3 protein-coding genes are annotated in these 4,823 nt (G+C 55.8%); all 3 read right to left on the reverse strand.

Annotation, left to right across the window (positions count from 1 at the left end; all coding sequences use genetic code 11):
* Window positions 1–10: 10 nt before the first annotated feature.
* Complete coding sequence (locus V6C16_RS08045) at window positions 11–1,801, reverse strand: translation initiation factor 2 (RefSeq protein WP_333542985.1); 1,791 nt, start codon at window positions 1,799–1,801, stop codon at window positions 11–13.
* A gap of 26 nt (window positions 1,802–1,827) precedes the next feature.
* Complete coding sequence (locus V6C16_RS08050) at window positions 1,828–2,793, reverse strand: glycosyltransferase family 2 protein (RefSeq protein WP_333542986.1); 966 nt, start codon at window positions 2,791–2,793, stop codon at window positions 1,828–1,830.
* 453 nt (window positions 2,794–3,246) lie between these two features.
* Window positions 3,247–4,266, reverse strand: coding sequence for a mechanosensitive ion channel family protein (locus tag V6C16_RS08055; RefSeq protein ID WP_333536584.1), 1,020 nt, complete (start codon window positions 4,264–4,266; stop codon window positions 3,247–3,249).
* Window positions 4,267–4,823: the final 557 nt, after the last annotated feature.

The following is a 4,823-nucleotide window of genomic DNA, read 5'->3' on the forward strand; positions in this document are numbered from 1 at the left end:
CCACCGGATATCACGGCTTCAGCGGCACGATGACGGCAGCGCCGGGCGCTTGCTCCGGGGCCTGCCCCTCTGGCAGAGGGGCGTTCATCTGGGCATTTTCTTCGGACGAAACAGGGAGAGCCGGTTCTTCCCTGGCGGGCGCGCCGCCCTCATGACGGCGAACAATAAGCCAGCCGGGATTTTCCCACACCACGTTTCCGTATTTTTCAAGCAGGGCGCGGTCTTCGGGCCTGTCGCAGAACAGCCACGGCAGGCCCGACTGCAGCCACACGTCCACATAGCCGGTAGGGCCTTGCGCGCGCAGCTTCTCGTTGGCAAGCCACTGCCGGGCCTGTTCCAGGTTTTTGTTATAGTAGGAATGCGCCCCGTCTTTAAAGGTGTGCCCCATGCCGCGCTTGGCGATATGGCGCACCCCCATATCACCGGCATTACTAAAAATAACATCACCAGGCATGGTCGCCTCCCGAAGGGCCACCAATGCCTCATGGTGCTTTTTCGCCTCGCCGGAGGCTCCTTCCGCCCTGCTCATATAGGGCATGGGAAGCCCCGTATGTTCGGCTATGCTGTACAGCGCGGCCACATTCTGTCTGTCGCCGTTACAGAGCAGCATAAGCAGCACCGCCAGAACGCAGAAGCCCGTGCGCAGCCATGTTGCCAGGCGCGGCCAGGCCAGGGTCAGCAAACCGGCCACCATAATCCATGCCAGAGGGACAAGATAGCGCAGGCCGCGCACAAACTCATGCGCCATAGGCAGCCGCCCCAGGGGCGGCGCCAGAAGGGACTCAAGCCAGGAGAACGCGGATACCAGGGCAAGGGCCAGCACAAAAGCCGGGTACATGGCGGCCAGTTGCCGTAACCGGGGACCACCGTTGCACCGGACCACAAGCCAACTGCCGAAACCGGCCAGAAGAATCCAGAAATTGGGCTTGCTCCAGCTCAAAAACAAGGCCAGACGCTCGGCAAAACGACCGTAATCCTTGGCCCATCGCTGCGAGAACAGCGTGTGGAACATCTCGATGTCCGCGGGACTGAACGCCTGCTTTTGCCCGAGCGAAGGCCACAGGAACGTCAACACCGGCACAAAGAAAAATATCAGGCACAGAACAAGATTGCCCAGATGCTTTGACCAACTCCAGCCCGGCGGCCTGCAAAAAAAGAAGGCCATAAAAAACATGGCGCCGGTATTGAGCGCCCCAAGACCGTGTATCCACATGCCCAGGCCCGCTGCCAGCATGACCGCAGGACGCCAGAAAGGACGGCGCATGGCGACCACCGCCCCCATAAGCATGAAGGGCCACAGGGCCGCAAAAAACGTGCGCGGCACCGGGTCGGAATGGGTCACGCCCCAGAAGGTTCCCCAGCCCACCCATACGGTGACGCTCATGAGCAGCGCCAGGATCAGCGCCGGGCCAGGGCTGCCGTAAAGCCATCGCCCCAGCAGATACATGCCCACAAGGTAAACAAAGATGATAAACGCCCCTGCCCACAGCAGCCCCACGGCATACTGGTCGTCCGGCGTGAGCAGTTCGGCGACAAACTGCTGAAGATTCCAGAGCGAGTTGGCCGGAGTGGCCTCACGCAGGATTTCATCTGCCTGAAAATCCTGCGGATTGTCCGCCCTGACCATAGAATACGCGTATACTGAAAGATCGCTGTCCAGATTTGCCCCATGCCCTGACAGCGGCACAATGCCCGACGCCACAAACAGCGCATAGCATGCAGCCAAAACAACAAACAAAATATCTACCGCCTTGACGCGCACACGGCTTCCGGCACTATTGGAGAGCATATATGTTTTCATCCATGTTTCCAGTAAAACAGCATACTTTACTCATCGGGCCGAGCATTTTTTGCATATACCCGTCTTACAATATATACTGGCCGACGTTTTGACTCCATATAGGCGCGCCCGAGGTATTCTCCAATCATGCCGATACCGATAAGCTGCAAACCGCCAAGGAAGGTTATGGCAACCATAAGAGACGCATAGCCCGGGACATCAACGCCGCCAAGAATAACCTTCAAGGCGATTACCGTGGCATAGATGAACGATAATGCAGAAATTGCCATGCCCACATAGGTCCATATGCGCAGCGGGGCAGTGCTGAAGCTGGTAAGCCCCTCAAGCGCAAAGTTCCAGAGACGCCAGCCGTTGAACTTTGTCTGCCCTGCCGCGCGGGCCGGACGTACATAGTCCAGATTGCACGTGCGAAAGCCCAGCCACGCAAACAGGCCCTTCATGAAGCGCCTTGATTCGGGCAAAAGCCGCAACGCCTCCACTACGCGCCGGTCCATAAGGCGAAAATCCCCCACGTTGGCCGGCAGTTTGGGTTTGGAAATCTTGTTATGCAGGCTGTAAAACAGATGCGCGGACGTGCGCTTGGCCCAGGTGTCCGAACTTCTGTTGGCCCGTCGCCCAAGCACCACATCAAACCCTTCCTGCCATTTTGCGACCATGTCGAGTATCAATTCCGGCGGGTCCTGCAGGTCAACGTCCATAGGCACGACAGCCTGGCCTGCGGCAAAGTCGAGCCCAGCCGTCAGGGCCGCTTCCTTCCCGAAATTCCGCGACAGCTCTATGACACGCACGCGGGGGTCGTCATGACAAAGACGTTCCAAAACAGCGGCGGTACCGTCGGTACTGCCGTCGTCAACAAAAACCATCTCCAGGTCAATATCAGTGCGTGTTTCAAATACCTCATTAATCTTATTGACAAAAATGTCAATAACATCAGCCTCGTTGTACACCGGGATCACCAGTGACAGGCTGATGCCCCCCTTGTGAGACTGCACTATCTCTGCACTGGACATCGAGATATTCCTCTCTCATTTATAACAGACATGGCAAGAGCACATATCACAAGCATCTATACGCCATCTTGCCCCTGAGCTTTGAAGCAACTGCGTTGCCAACTGCCCTGATGGCGGCAAAAACAGACGTCTGTGAAAGACACAAAAGCAGTTACCCGCACTGTCGAGCACCGTGTCAGCGTCGAGAACACCGCTTCCAGAACGGACTGACTTTGAGCGTGCCCATTCCCAAAGTTTAAGACGCGCCCGCTTCTGCGATTAACATAGCGAATAAATTTCGTTTATTTACGCATTCACCAGAGCAATTTCAAAGTGAAATTGCTCTAACGCTGACACCCACCCTCTGCACAATTGCGGGACCAGATGGGTCCCTCCTCCACCATAGCAAAGTCAGAGGACTGGCCGCCGAAAAATCACGCTCGCGCCGCCCCGGCGCTATGCGGGCTTGTTTTCGTCTTTCTCCAGATAAAGCGTTTGCGTAGGAAAGGCAAAGTCCGCGCCAAGGCCATGCACCACCGAAACGATGGCAAGATACACATCGTGCTGCGTCTGCATGAATTGCGCCCAATTGGTCGTTTTTGTGTAGCAGTAAATCAGGATATTCAGGGATGAAGCGGCAAATTCGTTAAAGACGACAAGAAGTTCCTGTTTTTTATCAATGCGCGCATCATCGTGGAGCATTTTTTTCAAACCATCCACAACGGCCTGCACCTTGTCCGCATCCTCATAGCGCAGGCCAATTTGCAGTTTGATGCGATAATTGGCTATGCGCCCCACATTCTCAATGCAGATGGACGAAAAGACATCATTGGGCACATACACGGGGTAATGCTCGAATGTCATGATCTTGGACATGCGCCAACCGATCTCCACCACCGTGCCTTCAATATTGCGATCAGGCGATTTTATCCAGTCTCCGATATTAAATGGACGGTCAAAGTACAGCATCAGCCCTGCAAAAAAGTTGCCCAGAATATTCTTGCCCGCCAGGCCGATGGCAATGCCGCCGATGCCGCCGAAGGTCAGCAGCCCGGCGAAACTTATGCCCAGATATTCGCCGAAGAACAGCATGGCGCACAGGCAGATGGACGCCTTGAGCAGACGCGACACAATACGCGCCGAAGTGGCGTCGCCGCTGGTTCTGGCAAGATGGTCGCTAAAGCGGTTGATCCCCAGAAAAGACTCACGGATAAGAATCAGAACAATGGCGACATGCTGAAAAATATTGATGTAGCGCGGATTGATGAAGGTCGCCCCGAACCTGTCCACCAGTTCCCGCGCGCAAAGGCTGATGGTCACCACAAGGGCGCAGGCCGCGCACACGCGCGCCAGATGCATGGCTGTATTGTCGCTGCGATTCTGCCCGCGCACGGTAAAATAGAACAGTATGGCCGTCACCACGGCAGCAATGGCGTAGCCGTCCGTCAGAAGCTCAAAAATCTTTTTTTCGTCCATATGGCCTTTCCACAACAAACGCGGCTGCGCGAAGTTTTTCCATCACATCCTGACAGACCCTGAAAAACGGCGAGGCAAAGCCCGCGCAATCACGGCAAGTGCTGCTTCCAAAATGTTTTATCGTCGGGGATATCTGCCCGCAAAGCGTTACGGCGCTCACTGCGGCGCAACAGAACATCTGCCGGCCGCCGCTGCCGTCCTAGAGAATTTAACACTGGAAATGCTTGCTTACGGCAGGCAAAAGCCTGCCTGCTCGCATTTCGTGGCAAGGATTTTCAGGAAAATCCTTGCAGAGCAGTTGACTCGTTTCATTCGTAAACTGCTCTAGATGTAGTGTTTCTATAGGTTGTTCACCCTCCCCAAATCGGTAAAGCTGGAGTTACCAGACAACAGCAAACCGAGTGAGGGAAAGGGTGAACAACCTATAGAAACACTACATCTAGGCCCATTTTCGGCCACCGGCTGAAGCTGCGCCTGCCCTCGCCGGCGGAACTGCGCACGCCAGGGAGCCTTGCGGTGAGCTTGCCTCAGGCCTGTGACACAGGGGCATCCGCGCC

The organism is Desulfovibrio sp. 1188_IL3213, assembly GCF_036763145.1.
GTDB lineage: Bacteria > Desulfobacterota > Desulfovibrionia > Desulfovibrionales > Desulfovibrionaceae > Desulfovibrio.

Excerpts from the sequence above, each read along its gene's own strand:
- V6C16_RS08045 (WP_333542985.1), bottom strand. The coding sequence starts at position 1,801 with ATGAAAACATATATGCTCTCCAATAGTGCCGGAAGCCGTGTGCGCGTC.
- V6C16_RS08055 (WP_333536584.1), bottom strand. The coding sequence starts at position 4,266 with ATGGACGAAAAAAAGATTTTTGAGCTTCTGACGGACGGCTACGCCATT.